Source organism: Roseateles sp., assembly GCF_047654805.1.
Taxonomy (GTDB): domain Bacteria; phylum Pseudomonadota; class Gammaproteobacteria; order Burkholderiales; family Burkholderiaceae_C; genus Pelomonas.
Window position 1 is genome coordinate 3,945,032 of the sequence record NZ_JASGIV010000001.1, and the last position, 26,891, is coordinate 3,971,922.

Sequence of the window (26,891 nt, forward strand, 5' to 3'; positions counted from 1 at the left end):
CGGCATGACAGCGTCAATCAAAAAACGCTCACGGCCGTGAGCGTTTCGTGAGCGCCGGCACGACCGCCCACGCTTTCGCTCATCCTTTTGATTTACTGCGCAGCCCCCGCGCATGGCGCAGTGTTTCGCTTCACACTGCGTGCCGCTAACCCGCCAGAAGCGGGCCCCGGGACCGCAGGCCGCGACCCTGAGGGCAAATGACAGGCCGAATACAGGCAAGCTGATGACTGCAATTTCCCAAACCACCACGCAAAACCCCATCGTCTCGAAGTGGGACGACGACGTGGCGGCAAAACTGAGCGAACCCGAACTGCTGCTTTATCGCTCCAATCTGCTGGGGTCGGATCTGCGCGTCACGAATTTCGGCGGCGGAAATACCTCGGCCAAGGTCAAGATGCGTGATCACCTGACCGGCGAGGATGTCGAGGTGCTGTGGGTCAAGGGCTCGGGCGGCGACCTGGGATCCATCAAGCTGGATGGTTTCTCCACGCTCTACATGGACAAGCTGAATGCGCTGAAGAAGCGTTATCGCGGCCTGGAGCATGAAGACGAGATGGTGGATTACCTGCCGCACTGCACCTTTAATTTGAATCCGCGCGCGGCCAGTATCGACACCCCCCTGCACGCCTATATTCCGAAGGCGCATGTGGACCACATGCACCCGGACGCCATCATCGCCATCGCCGCCTGCGCCGACAGCAAGCGCCTGACCGAAGTGATCTTCGGTGGCCAACTGGGCTGGCTGCCCTGGCAGCGCCCCGGCTACGACCTGGGTCTGAAGCTCGAGGCCTTGGCCACGTCGCAGCCGAACCTCAAGGGCATCATCCTGGAAGGCCACGGGCTGTTCACCTGGGGTGACACGGCCAAGAGCTGCTACGAGATCACTCTGCAGATGATCCGACTGGCCGAGGAGTGGCTGGGCCAGAACGTCAAGCAACCGGTGTTTGGCGGCGTCAAGACGTCCACCCTGCCCGCCGAGCAGCGCGCCGCGCTGGCCGCCAAGCTGATGCCCGCGCTGCGCGGCCGCATCAGCGCTGGCGAGCGCAAGCTGGGCGATTTCAACGACAGCGCCGCGGTGCTGGAGTTCGTTGCCAGCAACGACCTGGCCAAGCTGGCCGCGCTGGGCACCTCCTGCCCCGACCACTTCCTGCGCACCAAGATCCGCCCGCTGGTGCTGAACTTCGACCCGGCCAAACCTGACGTCGACGCGCTGCTGGCCGGCCTGGACAAGGCCCTGGAGGACTACCGAGCCGACTACGTGGCCTACTACGAGCGCTGCAAGCGCCCGAGCAGCCCTGCCGTGCGTGACGCCAATCCCGTCATCTATCTGATCCCAGGCGTAGGCATGCTGTCCTTCGCCAAGGACAAGGCCACTGCTCGCATCGCCGGTGAGTTCTACATCAACGCCATCAACGTGATGCGCGGCGCCAATGGCGTGGACAAGTACGTCGGCCTGCCCGAACAGGAAGCCTTCGACATCGAGTACTGGCTGCTTGAGGAAGCCAAGCTGCAGCGCATGCCCAAGCCCAAGAGCCTGGCCGGCCGCGTGGCCCTGGTCACCGGCGGTGCCGGCGGCATCGGCCAGGCCGTGGCTCGCCAGTTGCTGCAGGAAGGCGCCTGCGTCATGCTGACCGACATCGATGCCGGTGCACTCGCCGAAGCCCAGGCCAACCTGCTGAAGGTGGCCGGCAAGGACAACATCGCCACTGTGCAGGGCAACATCACGTCTGAAGCCGAAGTGGAAGCCGTGCTTTCGGCCACCGCGCTGCGCTTCGGCGGCCTGGACATCCTCGTCTCCAACGCCGGCATCGCCTCCGCCGCGCCGCTGGAAGACACGACGCTGGAAATCTGGCAACGCAACCAGGACATCCTGGTCACCGGCTATTTCCTGGTCGGCCGCGGCGCCTTCCGCCTGATGAAGCAGCAGAAGATCGGCGGCAGCATGGTTTTCGTCGCCAGCAAGAACGGCCTGGTCGCATCTGCTGGCGCGTCGGCCTACTGCACGGCCAAGGCGGCCGAGATCCACCTGGCCCGCTGCATTGCACTGGAAGGCGCAGCCGTCGGCGTGCGCGTCAACGTCGTCAACCCCGACGCCGTCATCCGCGGCTCGCGCATCTGGGACGGCAAGTGGAAGGAAGAGCGCGCCGCGTCGAACAAGATCGACAGCGACAACATCGAAGAGTTCTACCGCCAGCGCAGCATGCTCAAGCTCAGCGTGCTGCCCGAAGACATTGCCGAGGCGGTGTACTTCCTGGCCAGCGACAAGTCCGGCAAGAGCACGGGCAACGTCCTCAACGTGGACGCTGGCAACGCCGCCGCGTTCACCCGCTGAGAATCGGCGCGAAGGAGACAAGCATGAGCAAGACCATCATCGATACAGCCCAGGTCGAGCAGCACAACACCTCGCAGCGCTCCGCGCTACAGGCCGACTACGACGCGCTGGGCGGAATGCTGTCGCGCCGTGGCGTGGACATCGAGGCCCTGACGGCGAAGGCCCAGACCTTTGCCGTGGCGGTGCCTAGTTGGGGCGCCGGCACCGGCGGAACGCGTTTCGCGCGCTTCCCCGGCAAGGGCGAACCCCGTGATGTGACCGAGAAGCTGGAAGACTGCGCCGTCATCAACCAACTGACTCGCGCCACGCCTGCCGTGTCGCTGCACTTTCCCTGGGACAAGCCAAGCGACCCCAAGGCCCTGCGCCAACAGGCCGACGAGCTGGGGCTGGGCTTCGACGCCGTCAACTCCAACACGTTCCAGGACCAGGTCGGCCAGGCCCATACCTACAAGTTCGGCAGCCTGACCTCGACGAGTCAGGCTTCCCGCGAACAGGCTGTTGCACACAACATCGACTGCATCGAGCTGGGCAAGACGCTGGGTTCCAAGGGTCTCACGGTCTGGGTCGGCGACGGTGCCAACTTCCCTGGCCAGAGCAACCTGCGCGGCGCGCTGGAGCGCTACATCGACAGCGCCAAGGGCATCTACGCCGCGCTGCCGGCCGACTGGCACATGTACATCGAGCACAAGCTGTTCGAGCCGGCGTTCTACTGCAGCGTCATCGCCGACTGGGGTACCAGCTTCGCGGTGGCACAGCAGCTGGGCGACAAGGCCAAGTGCCTGGTGGACCTGGGCCACCACGCGCCCAACACCAATATCGAGATGATCGTGGCGCGCCTGGCGCAGTTCGGCAAGCTGGGTGGCTTCCACTTCAACGACAGCAAGTACGGCGACGACGACCTGGACTCGGGCTCCATCGACCCCTTCCAGCTCTTCCTCGTCTTCAACGAGCTGGCCGACGCCACACTGCGCGACGGCGCGTTCAATCCAGCCTACATGCTGGACCAGTCGCACAACGTGACCGATCCCATCGAAAGCCTGATGAGCAGCGCCGTCGAAGTGCAGCGAGCCTTCGTCCAGGCCGCGCTCGTGGACCGCGCGGCGCTTGCAGGCTTCCAGGAGGCAAACGACGTGCTGCAGGCCGCACAGACGCTGAAGAAGGCTTTCCGCACCGATGTGAGTCCCATCCTTGCGATGGCCCGCCTGCGCTCGGGTGGTGCGATCGATCCCGTCGCGGCGTACCGCGCCAGCGGCTATCGCAACCAGGTGGCGGTGACGCGCCCGCCCAAGGCTGGCGCGAGCGGCTCCGGCATCGTCTGAGGTGGATGCCAAGGCCTTTGGCGCACGCGGTGACGGCATCTCGCTCGACACGCGGGCGCTGCAGGCTGCCATCGACGCCGCGGCGCTGCAGCGCATGGAGCTGCGACTGCCGCCCGGCGTCTATCTCACTGGCGCCCTCTTCCTGAAGAGCGGCATGACGCTGCGGCTCGACCGCGGCGCCACGCTGCTTGGATCCCGCGACCTCGCCGACTACCCCCTACTGCCCACGCGCGTGGCCGGCATCGAGATGCGCTGGCCGGCGGCCCTCGTGAATGTCTACGGCGAACACGACGTAGGCCTCGTCGGCGAGGGCTGCATCGACGGCGACGGCCAGGTGTTCTGGGACAGCTACTGGGCCTTGCGCGCTGCCTACGAGCCGCGCGGCCTGCGCTGGGCATCGGACTACGATGCGCAGCGCCCCCGCCTCGTACAGGTCTTCGAATCGGCACGCATCCGCATCGGCGAGGGTCTGCTGCTGCGTCGCTCAGGCTTCTGGACACTGCACCTGTGCTATTCGGAAGACGTGACCGTCGACGGCGTCACCATCCGCAACAACGACGAGGCCCGCGGTCCGTCAACCGACGGCATCGACATTGACTCCTCGCGTCGCGTGACGATCCGCCACGCCGACATCGCCGTCAACGACGACGCGCTATGCGTCAAGGCCGGCCGCGACGCCGATGGCCTGCGTGTGGCACGCCCCTGCGAGGACATCACCATTAGCGACTGCATCGTCCGCGACGGAGCCGCCGGCCTGACCTTCGGCAGCGAGACCTCAGGTGGATTCCGCCGCGTCACGGCTCAGCGCATCGCGGTGCATGCGCCGGTCCCTGTGGGTCTGCTATTCAAGAGCGCGCCCAGCCGAGGCGGCTTCATCGAGGATGTCTCCATCACGGACCTCGCGCTGCACGATGTCCCCGTCGCAATGCGCGCCACGATGAACTGGAACCCGGCATACAGCCAGTCCCGGATTCCCGACGCCGAACAGCCCCTCGCGCCACGACATTGGCGGGCCTTGGCGCAGCCCGTATCGCGAGAACAGGGACGCACGCGGATCGAAGGCGTGCGCATCCAACGTCTGAGCGCGCGTGGCGCAGACGTGGCTTTCGAGGTCGACGCGACAGCCGAGATGCCGCTGCGCCGATTCGACTTCAGTGCCATCGACATCGAGGCCCGCCGCGGCGGCCACGTACAGGATGTGAGGGCCTGGCAGTTCGACGACTCCTGCCGCCTGCTGCTCGGCTCCCCCATCCAAGTGGGCACAGGCTGCCAGCTCGAGGGCCTCTCGGCCTCGCACTGGCGCGTCGAAGCCAATCTGCTGCGGCGCGATGTGTCGTCCCTGACCATGGCCGAACAGGACGTTCAATAGAACAAGGAGACAAATCGATGAGCGACGAGATTCGCGCCTTCAAGATGCAGTTGAAACCCGGCGTCGTGGCCGAGTACAAGAAGCGCCACGACGAGCTGTGGCCTGAGCTGGCCGAGGCGCTGCGCGGCGCCGGCATCCATGACTACTCCATCTTCCTCGACGAGAGCACGCTGAGCCTGTTCGCAGTGCTCAAGCTCAAGCCTGGCTATCCCATTGCCGAGCTGCCGCTGCAGCCGGTTATGCGCCGCTGGTGGGACTACATGGCCCCGCTGATGGACGTTGAACCCGACAACAAGCCGCGCCAATGGGACCTCCCCTCCGTCTTCCACTTTGCGGGCTGATCCTCAGCCTGCCGCTGACCGCAGCGGCATGGTGTGAAGCGCCACGCAAACTCGAACGGGTCGCCACTGACGACTTCCGAGCCGGCCTCGCACGCTGGCGGTTGGAAGCCGAGGACACTCGCGCCATCGTCACAGCCGAGAACGGCGTGCTGGACATCGCCACGCCCGCCGGTCTGTCGCTGTGGTGGCGCGAGCCGCTGGGCGGCGACTACGCGATCCGCTTCACGGCCGCGGCCCTACCCGCACCGGCCAGCGCCGGGCCGCATGCCGGCCGCATCTCGGACCTCAACATGTTCTGGAATGCGCTGGAGACCGACGGTGGCGAACCCTACCCGCGCAGCGGCAAGTTTGCCGGCTACGACGGGCTGCCGACCTACTACGTCGGCTTCGGCGCCAACGCCAACACGACAACGCGGCTGCGCCTGTACGACGGCAGCCAGCGCCGCTTGCTGGCCGGCTTTGCCGACGCGTCCATCGCCGAGCCGGGCGAGCTACCCATGACGCCTGCGACCCGTCTGCTAACCAACAAACCAATCAGCGTCGAGATTGTTTCGCGTCAACCGACGGCTGCGGACCCGATTCACCTGCGCTGGTCCGCCGACAGCAACGAAGTCTTTACGCGCGCCGACGCCAATCCCCGCCTGCACGGCTACTTCGCGCTGAGGACAACAGCCAGCCGATTGCAGATCAGAGATTTCCAGATCCTCCAATGCCGATGAAACACCTGCTCCCCGCCCTCAGCTTCGCCCTCGCCACCATGATGTCGCTCGCTGCCCGGGCAGCGGAGCCGGTCAAGATTGACATTCAGGTTGACAAGCCCGGCCCGGTCATCGCGCGCCAGATCTACGGTCAGTTTGCCGAGCACCTCGGCGCTGGCATCTATGGCGGCCTGTGGGTAGGACTCGACGCCAAGACCCCCAACGTGCGGGGCTGGCGCAGCGACGTCGTTGGCGCGCTGAAGGCCCTCAAGGTGCCGGTGCTGCGTTGGCCCGGCGGCTGCTTCGCCGATGAATATCACTGGCGCGACGGCATTGGCCCGCAGGGGCAGCGCCCGCCACGTGTCAACACCAGTTGGGGCGGCGTCATCGAGCCCAATGCAGTGGGTACGCACGAGTTCATGGACCTGGCCGAGCAACTGGGCACCGAGGTCTACATCAATGCCAATCTGGGCTCGGGCACCGTGCAGGAGATGGCCGAATGGCTGGAGTACCTGACGGCCGAGGGCGACACGGCGCTGGCCCGCCAACGCCGGGCCAACGGCCGCGAGCAGCCTTGGAAAGTCCAATACTGGGGCATAGGCAACGAAAGTTGGGGCTGTGGCGGTCACATGAAGCCGACCTACTACGCCGACCTCTACAAGCACTGGTCCACTTTCGCCAAAGCACCGCGCGGCAATCGGCCCAAGCTGGTCGCCAGCGGCGGTCAGGAGCTGGAGCTGAACTGGGTGGAGACGCTGAGCGCCGAGATCAAGCAGCGCATGGACGCCGTGACGCACCACCAGTACTCGCTCCCCACGCGTGATTGGAAGAAGAAAGGCTCGGCCGTTGCCTTCCCAGAGAGCGAGTGGATCTCCACGTTGGCCGTTCCGCAGGTCATCGATGGCTACCTCGCCAAGCATCGCGAGATCCTGGACCGCAACGACCCGGCAAAGAAGCTGGCGATCTACTTCGATGAGTGGGGCAGCTGGTACGACCCCGAGCCCGGCACCGACCCAGGCTTCCTGGTCCAGCGCAACACGCTGCGCGACGCGGTTCTGGCGGCGCTGCATTTCCACGTCTTCCACCGCCACGCCGAGCGAGTGAAGATGGCCAACATCGCGCAGATGGTCAATGTGCTGCAGGCCCTGGTCATCACCGACAAGGAACGCATGGTGCTGACCCCCACCTACCACTCGTTCGCGATGCACCTGCCCTTCATGGACGCGACCTCTCTGCCGGTGCAACTGGCCGGGGTGCCCAACTACTCGCTTGGCCAACACAGCATCCCGGCCCTGTCCGCCAGCGCCGCCAAGGGCGCTAACGGCAAGCTGCTGCTCAGCCTCACCAACACCAACCCGAACCAGGACCTGCCACTGCAGTTGGCGGTGGGCGGCAAGGGCGTGCGCGCTGTGAGCGGCCAGTTGCTGACCGCCGCGGCCATGGACGCCGAGAACCGCTTCGATGCTCCCGAGCGCGTCAAGCCACAGCCGTTTCAGGCCCAGGCCAAAGATGGCCGGCTGGCCCTGACGCTACCGGCCAAGTCAGTGCTGGTCGTGGAGGTTCAGCCATGATCCGTCGCCTCACCGCCTTGTTGGCCATGTTGACTCCGCTGGCCCTCGCCGCCGCGCCCGCCGACGCACTGCGCCCGCCGCTGCTGCTGACCGGCCAGCGCGCTGACGTTCAAGACCTGTCCGGCCGCTGGACCTATTCCAAGGACTATTACCGCACGGGCCTGACCGACATCAACGGCTGGGTCGCCAAGTCGCGCATGCAGCGCCACCGCGACGTGGACGTGGCCGCCGCGGAGACCAAGCCTGGTACGGGCTTCTTCGAGTTTGACCTGGACCGTGGCCCGGCCATGGAGATCCCCGGCGCCTGGAACGCTGCCACGCCCGAGCTGCGCTGGTACGACGGTCTGATCTGGTTCCAACGCCGCTTCGACGCTGCAGCCGCAAAGCCTGGCCAGCGGAGCTTCCTGCGCTTCGAGGCCGTCAACTACCGCGCCAATGTCTACCTGAACGGCAAAGAGGTCGGCCGCCACGAAGGTGGCTTCACGCCCTTCGTGCTGGAAGTGACTGACGCGCTGCGCACCAGTGGCAACCGCCTCGTCGTCGGCGTGGACTCGCGCCACGACGCACAGAGCATCCCCGGCGAGATCACCGACTGGGATCTTTACGGCGGCATCACGCGGCCCGTGAAGCTGATCCAGACGCCCGCCACCTTCATCGATGACGCGACACTGCGCCTGACCGACACCGGGCGCCTAGTGGGCAGCCTGCAGCTCAACGGCGCGCAGGCCGCAAATACTTCGGTCAGCGTGCAGATCGAGGGGCTGGGTGTGAAGGCGCAGGCGACGACTGACGTCCGCGGCGAGGCCCACTTCGACATCCCGGCACCGGCCATGCTGAAGCGCTGGTCGCCCGAGTCGCCACAACTCTACGCGGTGCGCTTTTCGGGCGCCGGCGACACGGTAGGCGAGCGCATGGGCTTCCGCACGCTGGCTGTGAAGGGCAGCGAGATCCTGCTGAACGGCAACCCCATCACGCTGCGCGGCGTGTCCATCCATGAGGAAGAGCTGGGCGCCAACCCGGCCCGCCGCCTCAACGACTCGGCGGCCCGTGCACTGCTTAGCGAGGTCAAGCTGGGCCTCAACGGCAACTATGTGCGCCTGTCGCACTACCCGCACTCCGAGACCGTGCTGCGCGCGGCCGACGAGCTGGGTCTGCTGGTTTGGAGCGAGATACCGGTCTACTGGACGGTGGACTGGGACAACCCCGCAGTCCTGCTGAAGGCCCAGCGCCAGCAGGCTGAAACGATATACCGCGACCGCAACCGCGCCGCGCTGGCGCTGTGGAGCGTCGGCAACGAGACGCCGGTGGCCGAGAACCGTACGCGCTTCCACGCCGCGCTTGCCGCCACCGTACGCGCGCTGGACCCCAGCCGCCTCGTCAGCGCCGCGCTGCTCGTGGAGCGCCAGGGCGACACGGTCAGGATCGCCGACCCATTGCTGCCGCACCTGGACGTTATGGCTGTCAACACCTACGCAGGCTGGTACGGCGATGACAAGTTGGAAGACCTGGACCGACTCCAGTGGGCGCTGCCTACGACCAAGCCGCTGCTGGTGTCGGAGTTCGGGGCCGACGCGCTGGCTGGCTACCACGACCTGGGCGAACAGCCCAGGAAATGGAGCGAGGAGTTCCAGGCCGCCTACTACCGCGCGACGCTGTCCATGCTGGCCCGCATCCCCAACCTGCGAGGCATCTCGCCCTGGGTACTGAAAGACTTCCGCTCTCCGCGCCGCGAGCACCCGGTGTTCCAGAACGGCTGGAATCGCAAGGGCCTGATTTCAGAGACCGGCCAACACAAGCTGGCCTTCCGACTGCTCGCCGATCACTACCGCGGCCTGCCACGTTGACACGCGCACTGCTCACCCCTGAGGTCTTCATGACATCGTCCCCGTTCTCGCGCCGCGGATTTCTGCAAACCACGGCACTGACTTCCCTCGCCTCATCCCTGCCCGCCGTGCATGCGGCCACCACCAACCTGCCGGCAGCACCTGCTCAAATCGGCGACACGGTGCTGCGCTGGCTTGACGGCCAGGCACCTGCACGCTTCGAGGGCTCGACGCTCGGCGTACCCTGGCCGCGCGGCCAACTCAGGCTGCCGTCCGGCAAGGCGCCGGAGTTCCGCATCGCCAACCAGCCCGTGCAATCCTGGCCACTGGCCTACTGGCCTGACGGCTCTCTGAAGTGGACGGCGCACGCAGTAGCCGGTGGTGTGCCGGCGGGCGAGCTCAAGCTGGAGAACGGCACGCCCGCGCCGGGCAGCGTGACGGTCAGACAATCAGCCACGCAGATCGTCGTCAGTGCCGGCGACCTGGTGTGGGCCGTGCCAACACGGGGTGAGGCGCTCATCGCCGAAGCCACCCGCGCCGGCCGCGTGACGTTGAAGAATCTCAAGCTCATCGCGCTGCGCCAGGACGGCGCCGACCCGGAGCTGGACGGCAAGGTTGCTCGCCAGTCCTTTGCCAGCAAGGTCAACAAGGTCACCGTCGAGCAGCATGGCCCCGTGCGCGCGGTGATCAAGCTCGACGGCATCCATTCCGCGAATGCCAATGGAAAGGGCCGCGACTGGCTGCCCTTCTCCGTGAGGCTGTACTTCTACGCCGGCACGGAGAGCGTGCGCATAGTGCATAGCTTCGTCTGGGACGGTGACCCCGCCAAGGACTTCATCGCCGGCCTCGGCGTGACGGCCCAGGTGCCCATGACCAACGCGACGCACGACCGCCATATTCGCTTCTCGGGCGAGGGCGTGGGCGTTTGGGGCGAGGCGGTGCGGCCCGTCACCGGCCTGCGTCGAGACCCCGGCCAGGCCTACAAGGACGCCCAGGTCGCCGGCAAGGCGCTGCCAGCACTTTCCGGCATGGACAAGCGCGTTTCGGAGCGGCTGCAGTGGATCCCCGAGTGGAACGACTTCTCGCTGACGCAGGCAAATGCCGATGGCTTCACCGTCGCCAAGCGCACGCAGGCCGGCCAGGCCTGGATAGCCTCCAACGGCGGCAGCCGCACCCACGGTCTGCTCTACGCCGGCGGTGCCGCTGGTGGCGTGGCACTCGGACTGAAGGACTTCTGGCAGCGCGCCCCGGTGCGGCTGGACGTGCGCGGAGCGGCCACCGAACTGGCCGACGTGACCGCCTGGCTTTACTCGCCGTCGGCGCCGGCCATGGACATGCGCTCCTACCGCTCGCCCGGCGACATGGACACGCACGAGAAGCAGATCGAAGGCCTGAACATCACCTACGAGGACTACGAGCCGGGCTGGGACACGTCGGTAGGCGTGGCCCGCACGTCGGAGCTGCAGCTGTGGGTGCTGGGCGCCACGCCCACCCACCAGGCCTTCTCGGACATGGCCCAGCAGGTCGCCCAGCCGGCAAGGCTCGTGCTGTCCCCCCAGCGCATCCACGCCGCGGGTGTGTTTGGTGACTGGGATCCGGCAAGTTCCGGCTCGCCGGCCCGCAGGCTCATCGAAGACCGGATGACGCTGCAGCTGGAGCAATACCTGAAGGAAGTGGAGCAGCACCGCTGGTACGGCTTCTGGAACTACGGCGATGTCATGCATGCCTATGACGCCGATCGCCACATGTGGCGCTACGACATCGGCGGCTATGCCTGGGATAACTCGGAGCTGTCCACCGACCTGTGGCTCTGGTACAGCTATCTGCGCACCGGCCGCGCCGATGTCTTCCGGCTGGCCGAGGCCATGACTCGCCACACCGGCGAGGTGGACGTTTATCACCTTGGTGAATTCAAGGGATTCGGCACCCGCCATGGCGTGCAGCACTGGTCGGACTCGTCCAAGCAGCCTCGCATCTCCAACGCCGCCTACAGACGCTTTTACTTCTACCTGACCGCCGATGAGCGCTGCGGCGATTTGATCCGCGAACTGCTGGACTCTGACTCCGATATCGCCAAGGTGGACATCTCACGCAAGCTCGCCCGCAACGCCGCACCGCCAGAAACCTCTGACCTGCCCGGCGTCGGCTTCGGCACCACCTGGGGTTCGTGGATCGCTGCCTGGCTGACCGAATGGGAGCGCACCGGCGACAAGCGCTGGCGCGACAAGCTGGTCAACGGCATGCAGAGCATTGGTGACATGAAGCGCCGCTGGTTCGCTGGCGGTGCGCCCTACGACGCCAGGACCGGAAAGTTCGCTGGCCCGGGCGATCAGGTCTCGATCTCCCACCTGAACGGCGTGTTTGGTGTCATCGAACTGAGCTCGGAACTGCTGACTCTCGTTGATGTGCCTGCTTACCGCCGCGCCTGGCTGGAGTACTGTCGTTACTACAACGCACCCAAGGCTGACATCGTCGCGCTGCTGGGCAAGGACCCCGGCGGCCGTAGCCTGGGCGACACCGGCTCGCGCATGACGGCCTACGCAGCCTTCCAGGAGCGTGACCGCGCGCTGGCGCTGCGCGCCTGGCGCGAGTTCTTCACGTCGCGCGCCCTGCGCGGCGGCGGAACGGCGCGGCAGATCGGCGGCGTGGACGTCATCCGCCCGCTGATCGAGCAACCCGGCATCAGCACCAACGACTCGGCGCAATGGGGGCTGGCCGCCATCCAGAACCTCGCGCTGATCGGCGACACACTGGACGAGGCCGCGCGAGCCGCCGGCCTAGTGAAAAGCTGAGCCGCATGAGGTCGGTGCAGGGCGCGCCGTTGCTGGTGTTGGCTCGCCCGAGGCCGCCGGCGCCCGCTCGTGCCACTGGCCCAGACCCACGCAGATCCGGCCTATGGTCGCTTCAGCGGTGGCAGCTTGATCGTGCGCGAGGCGCGGGCGCAAAACACCAAGCTGCCAGTGCGGGCCGCCCCTGAACCCCGGACTTGCAGCGCCTCTGCCCGACTTCGAGACGAATGGCTTGATGCCCCCCAGCATGACACCCCATCGCACCGCCCCCTTGCTGCTCGGCCTCGCCTTCGCGCTCACGGCCCAGGCCGCCCGGGAGACCTACAACTTCAACACCGGCTGGCGCGTGCACGTCGGCGACGTGCAGGGGGCCGAGACCCCGGCTTTCGCCGACCAGGCCTGGAAGGCCGTCACACTGCCGCGCGCATGGAATGAGGACGATGCCTTCGCCAAGGACATCGTCGACCACCGCACCGGCATCGCCTGGTACCGCAAGCGCTTCACGCTGCCGGCCGACGTCGCCAACCGCAAGGTCTTCATCGAGTTCGAGGGCGCGCGCCAGGCAGCCGAGGTCTGGGTCAACGGCCAGCGCATGGGCATGCACGAGAACGGCGTCACGGCTTTCGGTTTCGATCTGAGCCATGTCGTGAAGCCTGGTGACAACGTCATCGCCGTTCGCACCGACAACCGCTGGGACTACCGCGAGCGGGCAACCAACCAGCGCTACCAATGGGCCGATCGCAACTTCAACGCGAACTACGGCGGCCTGCCCAAGAACTTGCGCCTGCACGTGACGGACAAGCTCTACCAGACGCTGCCGCTATACAGCAGTCTCGGAACCACAGGCGTCTATGTGCATGCAACCGGCTTCGACATCCAGGCCGGCAAGGCCATCGTCACTGCCGAGGCGCAAGTGCGCAACGAGCACCACGGGCCGCGCCGCTTTGGCTATGAAGTGACTCTGCGCCAGCCCGCCGGACCTGTCGTCGCTGTCATCAAGACACCGACCCACACCCTGGCCGCCGGCGCCACTGCGACCGTGAGCGCCAAGGCACCGGTCACGGGCCTGAGGTTCTGGAGCTGGGGCCACGGCGCCCTCTACGACGTGGAGACAAGGCTGGTCGTCGACGGTAAGCCCGTGGATTCCGTCGTCACGCGCACGGGCTTCCGCCAAACGGCCTTCACCAACGGCATGGTCACGCTGAACGGTCGCGTCATCCAGCTCAAGGGCTACGCACAGCGCACCAGCAATGAATGGCCGGCCATCGGCCTGTCCGTGCCGCCCTGGCTGAGCGACTACAGCAACGGCCAGATGCTGGTCAGCAATGCCAACTTCGTGCGCTGGATGCACACGGCGCCGTGGAAACAGGACGTCGAGTCGCTGGACCGCATTGGCCTGATGCAAGCCATGCCTACGGGGGACTCCGAGGCCGACGTGACCGGCCGGCGCTGGGAACAACGCATGGAGGCCATGCGCGATGCCATCGTCTACTTCCGCAACAACCCGAGCATCCTGATGTACGAGGCGGGCAATCGCGGTGTCAGCCTTGAGCACATGGCCGAGGTGCGTGCGCTACGCGACCGCTTCGACCCGCACGGTGGCCGTGCGGCCGGCAGCCGAGAGATGCTGTCCAAGGCGCTGCAGCACGTTGCGGAGTACGGCGGCGAAATGCTCTATGTCAACAAGAGCGCACGCCGCCCGATGTGGGCCATGGAGTACTCGCGTGACGAAGGTGCCCGCAAGTTCTGGGACGAACTCTCTCCCCCTTTCCATCGCGACGGCGACGGCCCCGAGCACAAGGGTCAACCCGCGCCCACCTACAACCGCAACCAGGACTCGCACGCGCTGGAAGACGTGAGGCGCTGGGTGGACTACTGGCGCGAACGCCCCGGTACAGGCACGCGCGTGTCGTCGGGCGGCGTGAACATCATCTTCAGCGACAGCAACACCCACCACCGCGGCGCCGAGAACTACCGCCGGAGCGGCGAAGTCGATGCGATGCGCATACCCAAGGACGGGTTCTTCGCACACCAGGTGATTTGGGACGGATGGGTGGACGTTGAGAAGCCGCGCGCCCACGTACTTGGCCATTGGAACTACGCGGCCGGCACGGTGAAGACCGTCACCGTCATTTCCAGCGCCGCACGTGTGCAGCTGGCACTGAACGGGAAGCTGGTCGGCACGGTCGAGGCCAGCGAGCCTTTCGTCTTCAACTTCCCCGGCGTGGAATTCGAGCCCGGCGAGCTGCGTGCCATAGGCCTCGACAAAGCCGGCGACAAGGTCTGCGAAGACGTGCGCATCACCGCCGGCGCGCCAGCCGCGCTCAAGCTCACCGTACAGACTCACCCGCAGGGCCTGCAGGCCGACGGTGCGGACCTGGCGCTGGTACAGGTCGAGGTTGTCGACGCAGCCGGCCGTCGAAACCCTGTCGCCCTCGACATGGTGAAGTTCGCACTCGATGGCCCGGCCGAATGGCGCGGTGGCATCGCGCAGGGGCCGGGCAACTATGTGCTATCCAAGGAGCTACCGGTGGAAGGCGGCGTCAACCGCGTGCTGATACGCAGTACGACGGAGGCTGGCGTCGTCAGACTCCGCGCGGAAGGCCATGGCTTGGTGCCAGCGACATTGGAGCTGCACTCGCAGCCCGTGCCCGTCATTGGTGGCCTGAGCACGCGCTTTCCCGCCGACGGCGTGCCCATCCAGTCCACGCGCGGCCCGACGCCCACAACACCATCGTTCACCACCAGCCGCGTCGCCGTGCCCGTGGCCTCCGCCGAGGCCGACAGCGGCATCGCAGCCAACGCCATCGACGACGACGAGAGCACGTCATGGACGAGTGAGTCCGGCAAGAGCAGCATCCACTTCAAGCTGGCCGAGGCCACGACGCTGAGCGAGATCACGATCAAGTTCGGTGGCTGGCGCGAGCGCCAGTACCCGCTCGTCATCCGAGTGGACGGCACCGAGGTCTGGCGTGGCTTGACGGAGCGCAGCCTCGGCTACGTCACGCTGCCGCTGAAAGCCCACCACGGCCAGGTCGTCGGCATCGAGCTGACGGGCGAAGCCAAGGGCGGTGTCGAGACGGCCAAGACCGAAGTCGCCAACCAGAAGATCGTCGACACCGGCGCCGCCCGTCTAGGCCGCAGCGCACTGTCGATCGTCGAAGCGGAGTTCTACAAGCTGCCATGACCACCTCACGCCGCAACTGGCTGCAACTGCAAGCCGCACTGCTGGGCTTCGGCCTGCCATCGACGCCACTGCTCGCAGCCCCACCGGCGCAAGCGCAGGACACCAAGTCCCAGCCCTACCGCCTCTGGTACCGCCGTCCCGCCGATGAGTGGGTGCAGGCCCTCCCCGTCGGCAACGGTCGCCTCGGCGCGATGGTGTTCGGCGGCACGCACACCGAGCGGCTGCAGCTCAACGAAAGCAGCTTCTTCTCCGGTGGCCCGTATGACACGACCAATCCGCGTGCCCGGGAAGGCCTGCCCAAGGTGCGCGAACTCGTCTTCGCCGGCCGTTACGCTGACGCAGAGAAGCTTGCCAACGAGACGCTGCTGGGTGTACCCAACCGGCAGATGACCTATCAGCCGCTGGCCGAGTTGCTGCTGGTCTTCCCCGGGCTGGACGGCGTGCGCGGCTACGAACGCAGCCTGGACCTGGACGAGGCAGTTGCCACCACGAGCTTTCGGGCTGGCAGCGCCACGGTGGTGCGCGAGGTCTACGCCTCCGCGGCCGACCAGCTCCTCGTCGTGCGCCTGGCCGCTGACAAGCCAAGGTGGATCACTGCCGACATCACGCTGACCGCACCGCACCAGAAGACCGGCGGTGGTGAAGGCGACCACACGCTGTGGGTGGCCGGCACCAGTCCCACGGTGCAGGGCATCGAGGGCCGATTGCCGTTCGAATGCAGACTCCAGGTCGTCGCGCGCGGCGGGAAAGTATCCCCGCGCAACGGCGGACTGACCGTTCAGGGCGCCGACGAGGTGTTCATCCTCATCGCCGGCGCCACCGGCTACAAGCGCTTCGACGATGTGTCTGGCGACCCGGCTGCTGCCAACAAGGCAACGCTGGCCGCGGCCGTGGCGCGCGGCCCCGAGACGCTGCGCCAGTCTCACCGGGAAGACCACCAACGACTGTTCCGTCGCGTGGCCCTCGACCTCGGCGCCGGCCCCAACGGCGCGCTACCCACCGATGAGCGCATCGCCCGCTTCGCCGAAGGCCAGGATCCCGGCCTCGCATCCCTCTACCTGCAGTACGGCCGTTACTTGCTGCTGGCCAGTTCGCGGCCCGGAACGCGCTTCCCTGCCAACTTGCAAGGCCTCTGGAACGAGAAGACCAATCCGTCGTGGGGATCCAAGTGGACCATCAACATCAACACGGAGATGAACTACTGGCCGGCCGAGATCGCCAACATCGGCGAGACGGTGGAGCCCTTGATCGCGATGGTGGAGGACCTCGCCATCACCGGCGCCAAGGTAGCCCGCGCGATGTACGACGCGCCGGGCTGGGTCGCCTTCCACAACACCGACGGCTGGCGCGTAGCCGCGCCGACCGACGGCGCCAAGTGGGGACTGTGGCCCATGGGCGGCGTGTGGCTCGTCAACACCCTGTGGCAGAGCTGGCTGTTCCGCCGCGACCCGGCGCTGCTCAAGCGCCTGTATCCGCTGCTCAAGAGTGCCGCCGAGTTCCAGCTCGCCACGCTGGTGAGGGACCCGAAGAGTGGCTTCATGGTCACCAATCCCAGCATCTCGCCAGAGAACAACCATCCCTTCGGCTCGTCACTCGCGGCCGGCCCGGCAATGGACAGCCAGCTACTGCGTGACCTGTTCAGCTACGCCGCCGAGGCCGCGCGCGAACTTCGCACCGACCGACCGTTCGAACGCTCCTGCGTGGCCATGCGCGACCGACTGCCGCCCGACCGCATCGGCGCCGCCGGCCAACTGCAGGAATGGCAGGAGGACTGGGACCTGCAAGCGCCCGAACTGCAGCACCGCCACGTGTCGCACCTCTATGCGCTCTACCCCTCCGAACAGATCACACCGGACGACACGCCGGCCCTGGCCGCTGCCGCGCGCAACGTGATGGAGCGCCGCGGCGACGACACCACCGGCTGGGGCATCGGCTGGCGCATCAACCTGTGGGCGAGGCTCAAGGACGGCGAGCACGCCTACTCCACGCTCAAGCGCCTGCTGCACCCGAGCCGAAGCTACCCCAACTTGTTCGACGCCCACCCGCCCTTCCAGATCGACGGCAACTTCGGCGGTGCAGCCGGCATCGCCGAGATGCTGCTGCAGAGCCAGCGCGGCCGCGTCGAACTGCTGCCGGCGCTGCCGACCGCCTGGCCAACCGGCAGCGTGTCAGGCCTGCGCGCCCGCGGCGGCTTCGAGGTGGCCATGCGCTGGCACGCCGGCGAGGTGCAGTCACTGGCCCTGCGGAGCGACACCGGCGGCAGCACCGAACTGCGCTGGCGTGGCGGCAGACTGCGCCTACGCATTGCCGCTGGCGAGACCGCCCACTTCGAGCGCCAAGGCGGCCAATTGCAACGCAAGGAGACTTCCGCTTGACCTCCCCCCAACCTTTGCGCCGCGGCCTCCTCGCAGCAGGCCTGCTGGCCGCCACGCTGCCCGCCCTTGCACAGGTACCTGCCACCCCACCCGCGCCCCCGTCCTGGCCAAACCCGCTGCTACCGCAACGAGCCGACCCGCAGATCCTTCGCCACGGCGGCTGGTATTACTTGATGGCCACGGTACCTGAATACGACCGATTGGAACTGCGCCGCGCGCGCACCATCGCCGGCCTCGCAAAGGCCGAGGCCAAGATCGTCTGGCGCAAGCACGACAGCGGCCCGATGAGTCGCCACATCTGGGCCCCCGAACTAGCCTTCCTGGACGGACGCTGGTACATCCACTTCAGTGCCGGCGAAGCCAAGGAGCCTTGGAAGATCCGCCTGTGGGTGCTCGAGAACGCCAGCGCAGACCCGATGCAGGGCGAATGGACCGAGCGCGGCCAGGTCAAGACCGCCTGGGAGAGCTTCACACTGGATGCCACCATCTTCGAGCACCGCGGCAAGCGCTACATGGCCTGGGCGCAGAACGATCCGGCGAGCAAGAACCACAGCACCAACATCTACCTCTCGGGCATGAAGAGTGCGACGGAACTGGAAGGCCCGCAGGTGCTCCTCAGCAGGCCCGAATACTCCTGGGAGAAGGTACGCCACATCGTCAACGAGGCACCAGCCGTACTGGTGCACGGGGGCCGCGTCTTCATGGCCTACTCTGCCGCCGGCACCGGCGCCGAGTACTGCCTGGGCCTGATGTGGGCCGACGAGAACGCCGACCTTCTGGATGCGAGAAGCTGGCACAAGTCGCCGGGCCCCGTCTTCAGCAGCAGCCCGGAGAATGCCCAGTACGGCCCAGGGCACAACAGCTTCCTCGTGGAGCCAGACGGCACGGTACTGAACGTCTTCCACGCCCGCAACTACCGCGACATCGTCGGCGACCCTCTGAAGGACACCGGCCGTGCCACGCGTGTGCAGCCACTGCGCATCACCGCGGACGGTATGCCTGACTTCGGCCTCCCCCTGCCAGAGAAACGATGAACGTTATTGCCCTGTCCGCCGGCGAACCCAACGCCTTCGACGGCGCCCCCCCCGACCGCATCTGCCGCCGTCCTACGCGCGCCGAGCTGCACGCCTACCTGTCACATACGCCAGCGCGCGGTCGCGCCCTTGTCTACGCGGGCGGTGGCTACCTGCAGCTGATGCACGACAAGGAAGGCGTGGAGATCGCGCAGTGGCTGAACACGCTCGGGCTGGATGCCTACGTGCTCGTGCACCGCCTGCCCGGCCAGGACGGCCATGCGGCCGACATCGCGCTGCAGGATGGCCTGCTCGCGCTGGACCACCTCGCCACGCTGGCGCCGCTGCCGCTGCTGCACGTGGGCCTATCTTCTGGAGGCCACCTGGCCGGCGTGATGGCCTGCCAGCGCGACAGCGTTGGCGCCGTCATCGCCTACGCACCGATCAACGCCAACCATCGCGACCACAAGTTCCCGGTGGGAAAGCCCGACTTCCCGCCGCCCGAGAAGCAGGCCTTCTACGATGCCTGGCCCATCGGCATCGCGACCGAACCCCACGGCCTGCCGAAATGCCCGGTGTTCCTGGCCTATGCGCTGCATGACCCCATCGTGCCCATCCAGCACGCGCTCAACCTCGTCGTCACTGCGCAGCAGGAGAAGCTGGACGTTGAGGCTCATGTCTTCGCCCAGGCTGAGCACGGCTTCGCGCTGCGTGAGCTGGCGGGCACGCAAGACCAGTGGCCGGCACTGGCGGCGAGGTGGATGCAGGGGCGGCTGCAGCCCTGATCACTTTTGGGTCACGCTGTGGTCTAGGACCTCGGCTTGTCGGCACATCGCGCCTGCACCTCCGCCACCAAGCGTGCCACCTCGGCGGCATCGGCGTCAGGGGGTAGCTTCAGGCCGTCCATCAGTTTGTCGAACGCCACCTTGGACTTGGGATCGGCATCAGTCATGCGGCGCAACTGCTCGGTACGCGCGCCAAGACGCATTCGCTCCAGCTCATTCAGCGCCCCCAGTTCATTGGGCACCAGCAGCCGCGGGTGCATCAAGGCACTTCCCCTGAGGATCGCCTGCGACACCCCATCACAAGCCCAGCTGTCGCGCCGCAACCCGGCAACGACATCCGGCTCCGCCGAAGGATCGAAGCCCGCCCCCAACTCGACGATCAGACTTGCAGCCGCTCCCCGGTGGCCCTCGGCCAAGCTGCGCCGCAGCAGCGGCACCAGTTGCTCACGCGATGCCGCGTCCACTGCCTGGCAAGCGACCAGCTCCTGCTGGGTGTAGGTCAGCAGGGCACGCCCATCGGCCTCGGACTTGTGATGCCAACCCGCTTCGGTCCGCCCATGCAGCCGCTCCAAGGTTGCGCAGGCCTTGATGTGCCGCGCCGCCTCGCCAGCCTTGCCGCGCTGGTCGCTACTGAAGGCGAACTGGATCTCACGCTGCAGGCGGGAAACGTCTGGCAGCGAGTTTGGCGGGGTCGCCATTACCCGTCCGACGCTCTGCGCAGGCCCGGCCAAGACAGCTTCGGCCACGTGCACCACCCCAGAGGCGGGCATCGAGGCCGGCGATGGCGACCACACCGCCCGCTGTGGCGCAAGCCCATCGGCGTCACGCCAGGCACCCGCCACCCAGGTCAGAACACCGACACCCACGACGCAGCACAGCCAGGTCATCATTTGGACCAGAGGTTTCATCGGACTGGGCGCCATTGCAATCGACCGGGACGGCGCACTATGCCCGCCGGCATCGATGCACCATCCGGGTGGTTTCTACCCGACTTCAGCGCCCGCCTGTTCGCCGCGCAAAGTCGCCAATGCCCTCCTTGGTCCGCACGACCCGCTGGATCGTGCCATCCTCGTTGAACGCTAGGTACTCCGCCGCCACATGCCGCTGCGTCTTCGCGCAGGCCGCCCCCGGCGTCTCCAGCCAGCGGTGATAGAACAAGATCCATTGGCCCTTGTACTGCACGATGGAATGGTGGTTGTTGCCGCCCTCCGCTTCCATGATGACGCCGCGATAGGCCCATGGCCCCTTGGGCGTGCGGGCCGTGTAGTAGGTCAGGATGCGGTTGCCCTCGGGCATCGTGAAGTAGTAGAGGCCGTTGCGCTTGAAGACCCAAGGGCCTTCCATCTTGGGCTCATAGCCACCCATGTCCATCTTCTGCAGCCCGCCCTTCACGCTGCGCATGTCCTCGGCCATCTCCACCACGTGGTAGTCGGCGCCAGACGCGTGAACGTAGAGATAGGCGCGCCCGTCGTCGTCGATGAAGAGGGCCGGATCGTTGGCGTAGGGCTTGCGCCACAGCGGCGCACCGATCATGTCTTTGAAGGGGCCGGCGGGCGAGTCGCTTTCGGCAATGCCGATGCCCATCCACTTGGTGCTGTTCCCCGGGTTCTGGCGGTCCTTCACGCCGGTGCCGGCAGGAAAGACGAGGTAGTACTTGCCATTCTTGTACGCGGCGTCCGGTGCCCAGGCATAGTCATCAGCCCATTTCAGGTCCTTGACCGACATCACTGCGCCATGGGCAGTCCAGTTCACGAGGTCGTCGGATGAGAAGGCATGCCAGTCCTTCATATGGAAATCGGCCTGGCATTCCTCGTCGTGCGAGGTATAGAGCCACATCTTGCCGTCGGGCCAGACATGGCCGGAGGGGTCGGCGGTGCGCAGCCCCTGGCCGAGCGCAAGCGGGTTCTGGGCCTGGCAGGCTGTGGTGGCAAGCAGCGCGGCAAGGGCGGTCAAAACGAGCTTCATGATCCCTCCTCAGGAGCGACAAACGCCGGGTTGAAGTTCCGCGCCGTCGAACATCAGGTCGCGCTGACCAGCAATCAGGCGCAGTGGGCCGGCGTCGAGCCTGGGCAGCGTCAGTGTCGCGGTCAGGCGGTTGGCAAGCACGCCCTGGCCCCAGGGCACGTCCTGCATGCCACGCGGCCAACGCAGCGCATGCAGCTGCCCACCGGCGATCAGCTCAGCCTGCCAAGCCTCACCCTGCTGCCGAGGGTAGCTGGGCAGCACATGGACGTGCAGGCAGACTGGGGCGGTCGTGGCATCGGCCTGCAGGCCCAGGACCGCGCCGGGCTGGCGGGCTGCAAGCACGCCAATGCCACGGCCGAGGCCGGAAACCAGGCGCCAGCCTTCAGAGGCGATCACGCGCAATGAGGACGGCGCCTCGGCGGCACCCACGGGGGCCAAGTCGACGGTGGCACTGCCAAGATCGTCCAGCGAATCAGGCGACACGCCGCCCAGGCCGGCGGCCGGCAGCACGGGCGGGAGCATGCGGTAGCTCGTCCACAGCCCGTCGGCCGGCTCTTCGGCCAGGATGCCCGCCCAGCGGCCGGCGTTGTAGCGCGCTGTCAGGGCCTTGAGGCGCAGGTCGGCACGCACGGCCTGGGCGGCTAGGCCGCGTGCAGCGATCGGATCGCGCTCCATCGTCGCGGCGTAGCGCTCCAGCGCGAAGAACCGCTCGTTGGCCAGCGCCGAGGCACGCAGCGGGTACTCGACGAGCTGGTAGAAAGCATCGCGCTGCGCGGCGGCGATTCGCGGGCGCAAGGCATCCAGGCGCACCAAAAGCTGCGCGAAGCGGCCGAGCCGCTCGTTGACGAATGCCGGCGCGAGGCCGCTGCGGCGCGGTTTCTCTCCGGGCAGGTGGTATTGCAGGTGCTCGGGGCGGCGCTCGAAGTTGACGCGGTAGTAGCCGTCCCAGAGATCGGCAATCTCGGCGACACCAAACAGTCGCTCGGCCAGGCCGCGCAGCCAGGCCTGCTGGCCTTGCGCCCGTACGGCGACCGGGTTCCAGGCCAGGTCGAACCAGTGGCTGAGGTTGACCTCGTGCGGCTTGATGTCTCCCGCATTGACGACCCACAGCCGTTGCACTCCGGCGTCGAAGGCACGGCCCATCTCCTCGGCCACCAAGGCCGGCGGCGTCGTGCTCAGCCACAGATAGGACAGTGGAGCGCCGAGGTAGCTCAGGTGGTAGTACACACCGGAGCCACCCTGGCGATTGGCCTGGGCGGCGTCGGGAAACTGGCGCAGGTAGCCGAAGTTGTCGTCTGGCCAGACCAACGTCACATCGTCCGGCAAGGCAAGGCCGGGCAGTAGCGGCAGCACTTCCTTGTAGGGCACGAAGATCTGGGGCACTTGGGTGGGATCACCGACGTGCTGGCGGATGAGCTCGCGCTGGTCGGCCAGCAACTGGTTCAGCAGCGCCTGTTTCTCGGCCACCGTGCTGGCACCCTGCATGCCGGAGTCGTGGATGCCTCGCATGCCCAACGAATAAAGGTTGTCGAAGCGGCCGTTGGTCTTTAGTCGCTCGACCCAGTATTCGCGAACAAGCTGCGGGTGCGTCGCATAGTTGTACTGCTCGTGCGGCGCCCTCCACTCCGACACGTTGTTGCGCAGCAGGGGCTCCGCGTGGGACGAGCCCATGAGGATGCCGTAGCGCTGCGCCAGCTCGGCATTGCGCGGGTTGGCGTTGAAGGCGCCCGATACCTTATGCATGGCCGGCCACAGCGTGTTGGCCTTCAGGCGCAGCAGCAGGCGAAAAACCTGCTCGTAGGTACGCGGCCCTATCGTGCCGGCCTCGGGCTCGAAGGTGTGCGCAGCCCAGGGGAAGAGGCCCCAGTCCTCGTCGTTAATGAAAAGGCCTCGGTACTTCACGGCGGGGCCGTCACGCAGCGGTGCATCGAGCCTCACGTGCAGTGGTCCGCGCTTGAGCGGCGCGACATCGGCCCACCAGTGCCAGGGCGATACGCCCAGCGCCTGGCTAAGCGTGTAGACACCGTAGGCCGTGCCGCGACGGTCGGAGCCGACGACGACGAGTGCAGCCTTGACACCCGGCGTAGGGTCGCGCAGCAACGTGATCTCGAAGCACTCCCAACAACCCTGGAGGCGGCTCAGGTCGAGGCCGGCCGTGTCGATGGCCTTGTGCTTGCCCATCGTGCCGATCCACACCTGCACCGCGCCCTTGCCGCCGACGCTGGCGCGCAGGCCGACGCGCTTGATGTCATCGGCGAGGTCCTGCGCGACGAAGGCCTCCAGCGGATCGGCTCCCGTCGCAGTGATGATCACCGCGCCGTCCAGCGGTACGCTGCCCGGCGAGGCGTTGATGTCGACGGAGAGGCCGGCGTGCGCCGCGCCGGCCACACTCAACAGCCAAGCCAGCAGCATCGCGCGCACGTCAGCGGGCCCTGAAGGCAGATCTCAGATCCGGCGGCGGCGCGTTGCGGTCCACGCTCAGCCAGCCATCCTTGACGGTCAATTCCGCCGACTGGATGACGGTGCGCTGGTGCCAGCGGTCGTCCGTCTTTGCCTCGGGCTCGCCGCTCTGGTGCGTGAAGTAGAAAAGGTAAGCCCGCCCGTCCACGACGGTCACGCCGGGGTGTTGGCCTTTCGCACGATCGGTGGGATGCTGGCCGATGTCGGACAGTAGCCGCGTGGGCTGCTCCTCCCAGGTCAGCGCATCGTCCGAGCGAAGCACCAGCAGGCCCTTCCACAGGTCCGCCACCAGCCACCACTTTCCGGCGAACTGGAATACCGTGGGGCCTTCGCCGGGCAGTTGGCTGACCGGGCCGCGCACGGTCCAGGACTTCATGTCGGCGCTGTCCGCCACCTTGAGCTTGCTGCCGCCCTGCTCGTCCTTGAACCACATGCGCCAGCCGCCCTGCGGCGCGCGGATGACGGAGGCGTCTATGACCCTGGGCGAGCCCAGGTCCACGCGGCCCTCGCATTGCCAGCGGCGCAGGTCGGTGCTGGTCAGATGCTCGATGCGGCGCTCACCCGTCCAGCTCTTGTGCACGCCGGGCACGATGGTGAGCCACAGGTGATAGACGCCGTCGAACTCCTGGATCTCCGGCGCCCACAGCGTGGCGCCAGTGCATTCGGCGGGGAACTTCGCCTCGCCCGCGGCGCGCCAGTGGTTGCCATCGTCCGTCGTTGCGATACCGATGGGCGTGGCGTGCACCCAGCTCACATCCTTGGGATCGTCGAGCCTCAAGGTAGCGCGGCGATTCGTGTAGAACATCTCCCAGCGCCCAAGGCCCCGGTTGAAGACCAGGGACACGTCGGCCGCACCATCCAGCGCGGGGTCGCGGTACAGGGGCCGCGGCGCCGGCTCGACGCTTGCGCAGCCGGCCAGGGCCAGCATCAGGCCCAGCAGGGCAATGGACTTCATGGCGTGGTGATGGGCAGATAGCGCGGCGGCTTCATCGCGGCACCGAGGTGGAAGCTGGTGTGCGGCGGCTGGTTGTAACCCGCGTTCTGCGCGGCAACCTGCACGCGGTACTGCGGGTCGTGCATCAACGTAACGAGGCGGTGCTCGGTTGGAATCGCGGTGGAGAACACCAGCAGCGCGGTGCTGTCCTCGTTGCGCCAGACCACTTCCTCGCGCCAGTCGCCGAACAAGTCGGCCGACAGCACCGGGTTGCCCTTGGTGCCGTTGTTGGACGCCGCGCCGTATGGCTTGCCGTTCAACAGGCTCTCGAACCGGAAGGCCGCGGGGTTCCACTTGTCGATGGCCACGTGGTCTAGCGATTCGCGCAACAGGTCGCCGTCCCACCAGAGGGCGAAGTTGTAGCGATTGGGGTGCCGCTCGCTGATGAGCTTGCCGCTCGCGTTCATCAGACCGCCTACGTTGCCCCAGCATTCGGCGCCGGGGTAAGCAGGGTCGATGTCGAAGCAGACGCCGCGGCCCACGTCAGAGTTGCCGCCGGACATGCTCCACAGCACTTTGCCGGAGGCGGCGTCGTGCATCTCCAGGCCGTGCTCGCCGTAGCAGCGCGGGCTCTCGTGGACCATGAAGATCTGCTGGCCCTCGCGCGACGGATCAAAGGCGCTGACGTGCAGCGCGTCGCCATGACACAGGCCGGTGCTGTAGAGCAGCTTGCCAGTGCTGGCGATGGTGGCCGCGCCGTAGACGATGTCGTCGCGACCGTCGCCATCAACGTCGGCCACCGAGAACCAGTGCGCGCCCTGGCCCGCAGCGGGTTTGCTTGCTGCATCGGCCGCGCTGTCGAACACCCAGCGCTTGTCCAGCTTACCGTCGCGCCAGTCCCAGGCGGCGATGACGGCTCGGGTGTAGTAGCCACGCGAGAACACAGCACTGGGGCGTTGGCCGTCCAGGTAGGCCACGCCAGCCAGGAAGCGGTCCACGCGGTTGCCGTAGGCATCGCCCCAGGCCGATACGTCGCCACGCGGCGGCGCGTAGTCGGCAGTGGCCATCGCTGCACCCGTCTGACCGTTGAAGACGGTTAGGAACTCAGGGCCGGCCAGCACATAGCCAGCCTCGTTGCGGTGGTCGACCGTGCCATCGCCAATGATCCTGCCCTGACCATCCACTGTGCCATCGGCGGTCTTCATCATGACCTCGGCCTTGCCGTCGCCATCGAAGTCGTAGGCCAGGAAGCTGGTGTAGTGGGCGCCGGCGCGGATGTTCGGCCCGAGGTCGATGCGCCACAGCCGCGTACCGTCGAGCTTGTAGGCGTCAAGCAGTGTGTGGCCGGTGTAGCCCTTGTGCGAGTTGTCGTGGGCATTCGTGGGTTGCCACTTGACGATGATCTCGTACTGACCATCGCCATCGAGGTCGGCAGCCGCGCCGTCGTTGACCTCGTAGCGGTAGGCCACGCCGTCGGGCGACACACCACCGTCAGGCTTTTGCAGCGGCACGCGCAGATAGGGCTGGGTCCAAGGCGCCACGGTGCCGGATGCGGGCTGCTCCTTGCCGCCGACGACGGCACGCACGGTGTAAAGGTTGTCGCCACGGCCCTGAGCATCGACAAGGTTGGTCAGCTCCTGCGGCTCGCGGTTGACGCGCCGGCCGTCACGATAGATGTTGAATCGCACGCCGGCCGACTCGGTACCCAGCAGACGCCAGCTGACGAAGACACCAGAGGGCGTGGCCAGTGCCACGACGCCACGGTCCAGTCGCTCCATCTGCTTGGGCGCAAGGGGCTGGGCCTCGACCAGCCCCGCGCGGGCCAGCATCAGGCAGACAACGAAATGGCTTAGCAGTCTCATGGTGTCGATGGCAAAAAAAACGGCCCCAGCGGAGGCGGGGGCCGGCGCGCTGTCAGCGCAACTACTGA

The 26,891-nt window shown here is 66.9% G+C and carries 17 protein-coding genes; 12 read left to right on the top strand and 5 right to left on the bottom strand.

The window, feature by feature from the left end:
- Positions 1-223: 223 nt before the first annotated feature.
- The 12 genes from QM732_RS17925 (at position 224) to QM732_RS17980 (ending at position 19,602) form a co-directional block, all read left to right on the top strand.
- A complete protein-coding gene (locus QM732_RS17925) occupies positions 224-2,332 on the top strand; it encodes a bifunctional rhamnulose-1-phosphate aldolase/short-chain dehydrogenase (RefSeq protein WP_415657457.1) in 2,109 nt (702 codons plus the stop codon).
- Positions 2,333-2,355: 23 nt separating this feature from the next.
- Positions 2,356-3,651: an L-rhamnose catabolism isomerase gene (gene rhaI / locus QM732_RS17930; protein ID WP_415657458.1), complete on the top strand. Its 1,296-nt coding sequence runs from the start codon at positions 2,356-2,358 to the stop codon at positions 3,649-3,651.
- Position 3,652: 1 nt separating this feature from the next.
- On the top strand, positions 3,653-5,020 hold the full coding sequence (locus QM732_RS17935; protein ID WP_415657459.1) for a glycoside hydrolase family 28 protein: 1,368 nt from the start codon (positions 3,653-3,655) through the stop codon (positions 5,018-5,020).
- Positions 5,021-5,037: 17 nt separating this feature from the next.
- Positions 5,038-5,361, top strand: a complete 324-nt coding sequence (locus QM732_RS17940; protein WP_415657460.1) for an L-rhamnose mutarotase — start codon at positions 5,038-5,040, stop codon at positions 5,359-5,361.
- The gene (locus QM732_RS17945) at positions 5,325-6,080 is read left to right on the top strand and encodes a DUF6250 domain-containing protein (protein WP_415657461.1); all 756 of its coding nucleotides are present in this window, start codon (positions 5,325-5,327) and stop codon (positions 6,078-6,080) included. Before QM732_RS17940 ends, QM732_RS17945 begins: the two co-directional genes overlap by 37 nt.
- The gene (locus QM732_RS17950) at positions 6,077-7,630 is read left to right on the top strand and encodes an alpha-N-arabinofuranosidase (protein ID WP_415657462.1); all 1,554 of its coding nucleotides are present in this window, start codon (positions 6,077-6,079) and stop codon (positions 7,628-7,630) included. Before QM732_RS17945 ends, QM732_RS17950 begins: the two co-directional genes overlap by 4 nt.
- Positions 7,627-9,474 (top strand): glycoside hydrolase family 2 protein, encoded by a 1,848-nt coding sequence (locus QM732_RS17955; protein ID WP_415657463.1) that lies wholly within the window; start codon positions 7,627-7,629, stop codon positions 9,472-9,474. The genes QM732_RS17950 and QM732_RS17955 overlap by 4 nt, the downstream gene beginning before the upstream one ends.
- 29 nt (positions 9,475-9,503) lie before the next feature.
- On the top strand, positions 9,504-12,245 hold the full coding sequence (locus tag QM732_RS17960; protein ID WP_415657464.1) for a Tat pathway signal sequence domain protein: 2,742 nt from the start codon (positions 9,504-9,506) through the stop codon (positions 12,243-12,245).
- A gap of 244 nt (positions 12,246-12,489) precedes the next feature.
- Positions 12,490-15,429, top strand: coding sequence for a glycoside hydrolase family 2 protein (locus QM732_RS17965; protein WP_415657465.1), 2,940 nt, complete (start codon positions 12,490-12,492; stop codon positions 15,427-15,429).
- On the top strand, positions 15,426-17,804 hold the full coding sequence (locus tag QM732_RS17970) for a glycosyl hydrolase family 95 catalytic domain-containing protein (RefSeq protein WP_415657466.1): 2,379 nt from the start codon (positions 15,426-15,428) through the stop codon (positions 17,802-17,804). Before QM732_RS17965 ends, QM732_RS17970 begins: the two co-directional genes overlap by 4 nt.
- Positions 17,801-18,838, top strand: a complete 1,038-nt coding sequence (locus QM732_RS17975) for a family 43 glycosylhydrolase (RefSeq protein WP_415657467.1) — start codon at positions 17,801-17,803, stop codon at positions 18,836-18,838. The genes QM732_RS17970 and QM732_RS17975 overlap by 4 nt, the downstream gene beginning before the upstream one ends.
- Positions 18,835-19,602 (top strand): alpha/beta hydrolase family protein, encoded by a 768-nt coding sequence (locus tag QM732_RS17980; RefSeq protein ID WP_415657468.1) that lies wholly within the window; start codon positions 18,835-18,837, stop codon positions 19,600-19,602. Before QM732_RS17975 ends, QM732_RS17980 begins: the two co-directional genes overlap by 4 nt.
- A 23-nt stretch (positions 19,603-19,625) precedes the next feature.
- Here QM732_RS17980 and QM732_RS17985 read toward each other — a convergent pair whose 3' ends face one another.
- The 5 genes from QM732_RS17985 to QM732_RS18005 form a co-directional block, all read right to left on the bottom strand.
- Positions 19,626-20,510, bottom strand: a complete 885-nt coding sequence (locus QM732_RS17985; RefSeq protein WP_415657469.1) for a hypothetical protein — start codon at positions 20,508-20,510, stop codon at positions 19,626-19,628.
- A gap of 85 nt (positions 20,511-20,595) precedes the next feature.
- Positions 20,596-21,567 carry a family 43 glycosylhydrolase gene (locus QM732_RS17990; protein WP_415657470.1) on the bottom strand — a complete coding sequence of 324 codons (972 nt, stop codon included), beginning with the start codon at positions 21,565-21,567 and terminating at the stop codon, positions 20,596-20,598.
- 9 nt (positions 21,568-21,576) lie between these two features.
- Entirely contained in the window at positions 21,577-23,979 is a 2,403-nt protein-coding gene (locus tag QM732_RS17995; RefSeq protein ID WP_415659409.1) for a glycosyl hydrolase 115 family protein, read from the bottom strand.
- Positions 23,980-23,989: 10 nt separating this feature from the next.
- The gene (locus QM732_RS18000; RefSeq protein ID WP_415657471.1) at positions 23,990-24,982 is read right to left on the bottom strand and encodes a hypothetical protein; all 993 of its coding nucleotides are present in this window, start codon (positions 24,980-24,982) and stop codon (positions 23,990-23,992) included.
- The gene (locus tag QM732_RS18005) at positions 24,979-26,823 is read right to left on the bottom strand and encodes a rhamnogalacturonan lyase (protein WP_415657472.1); all 1,845 of its coding nucleotides are present in this window, start codon (positions 26,821-26,823) and stop codon (positions 24,979-24,981) included. The genes QM732_RS18000 and QM732_RS18005 overlap by 4 nt, the downstream gene beginning before the upstream one ends.
- Between the last annotated feature and the right edge of the window lie 68 nt (positions 26,824-26,891).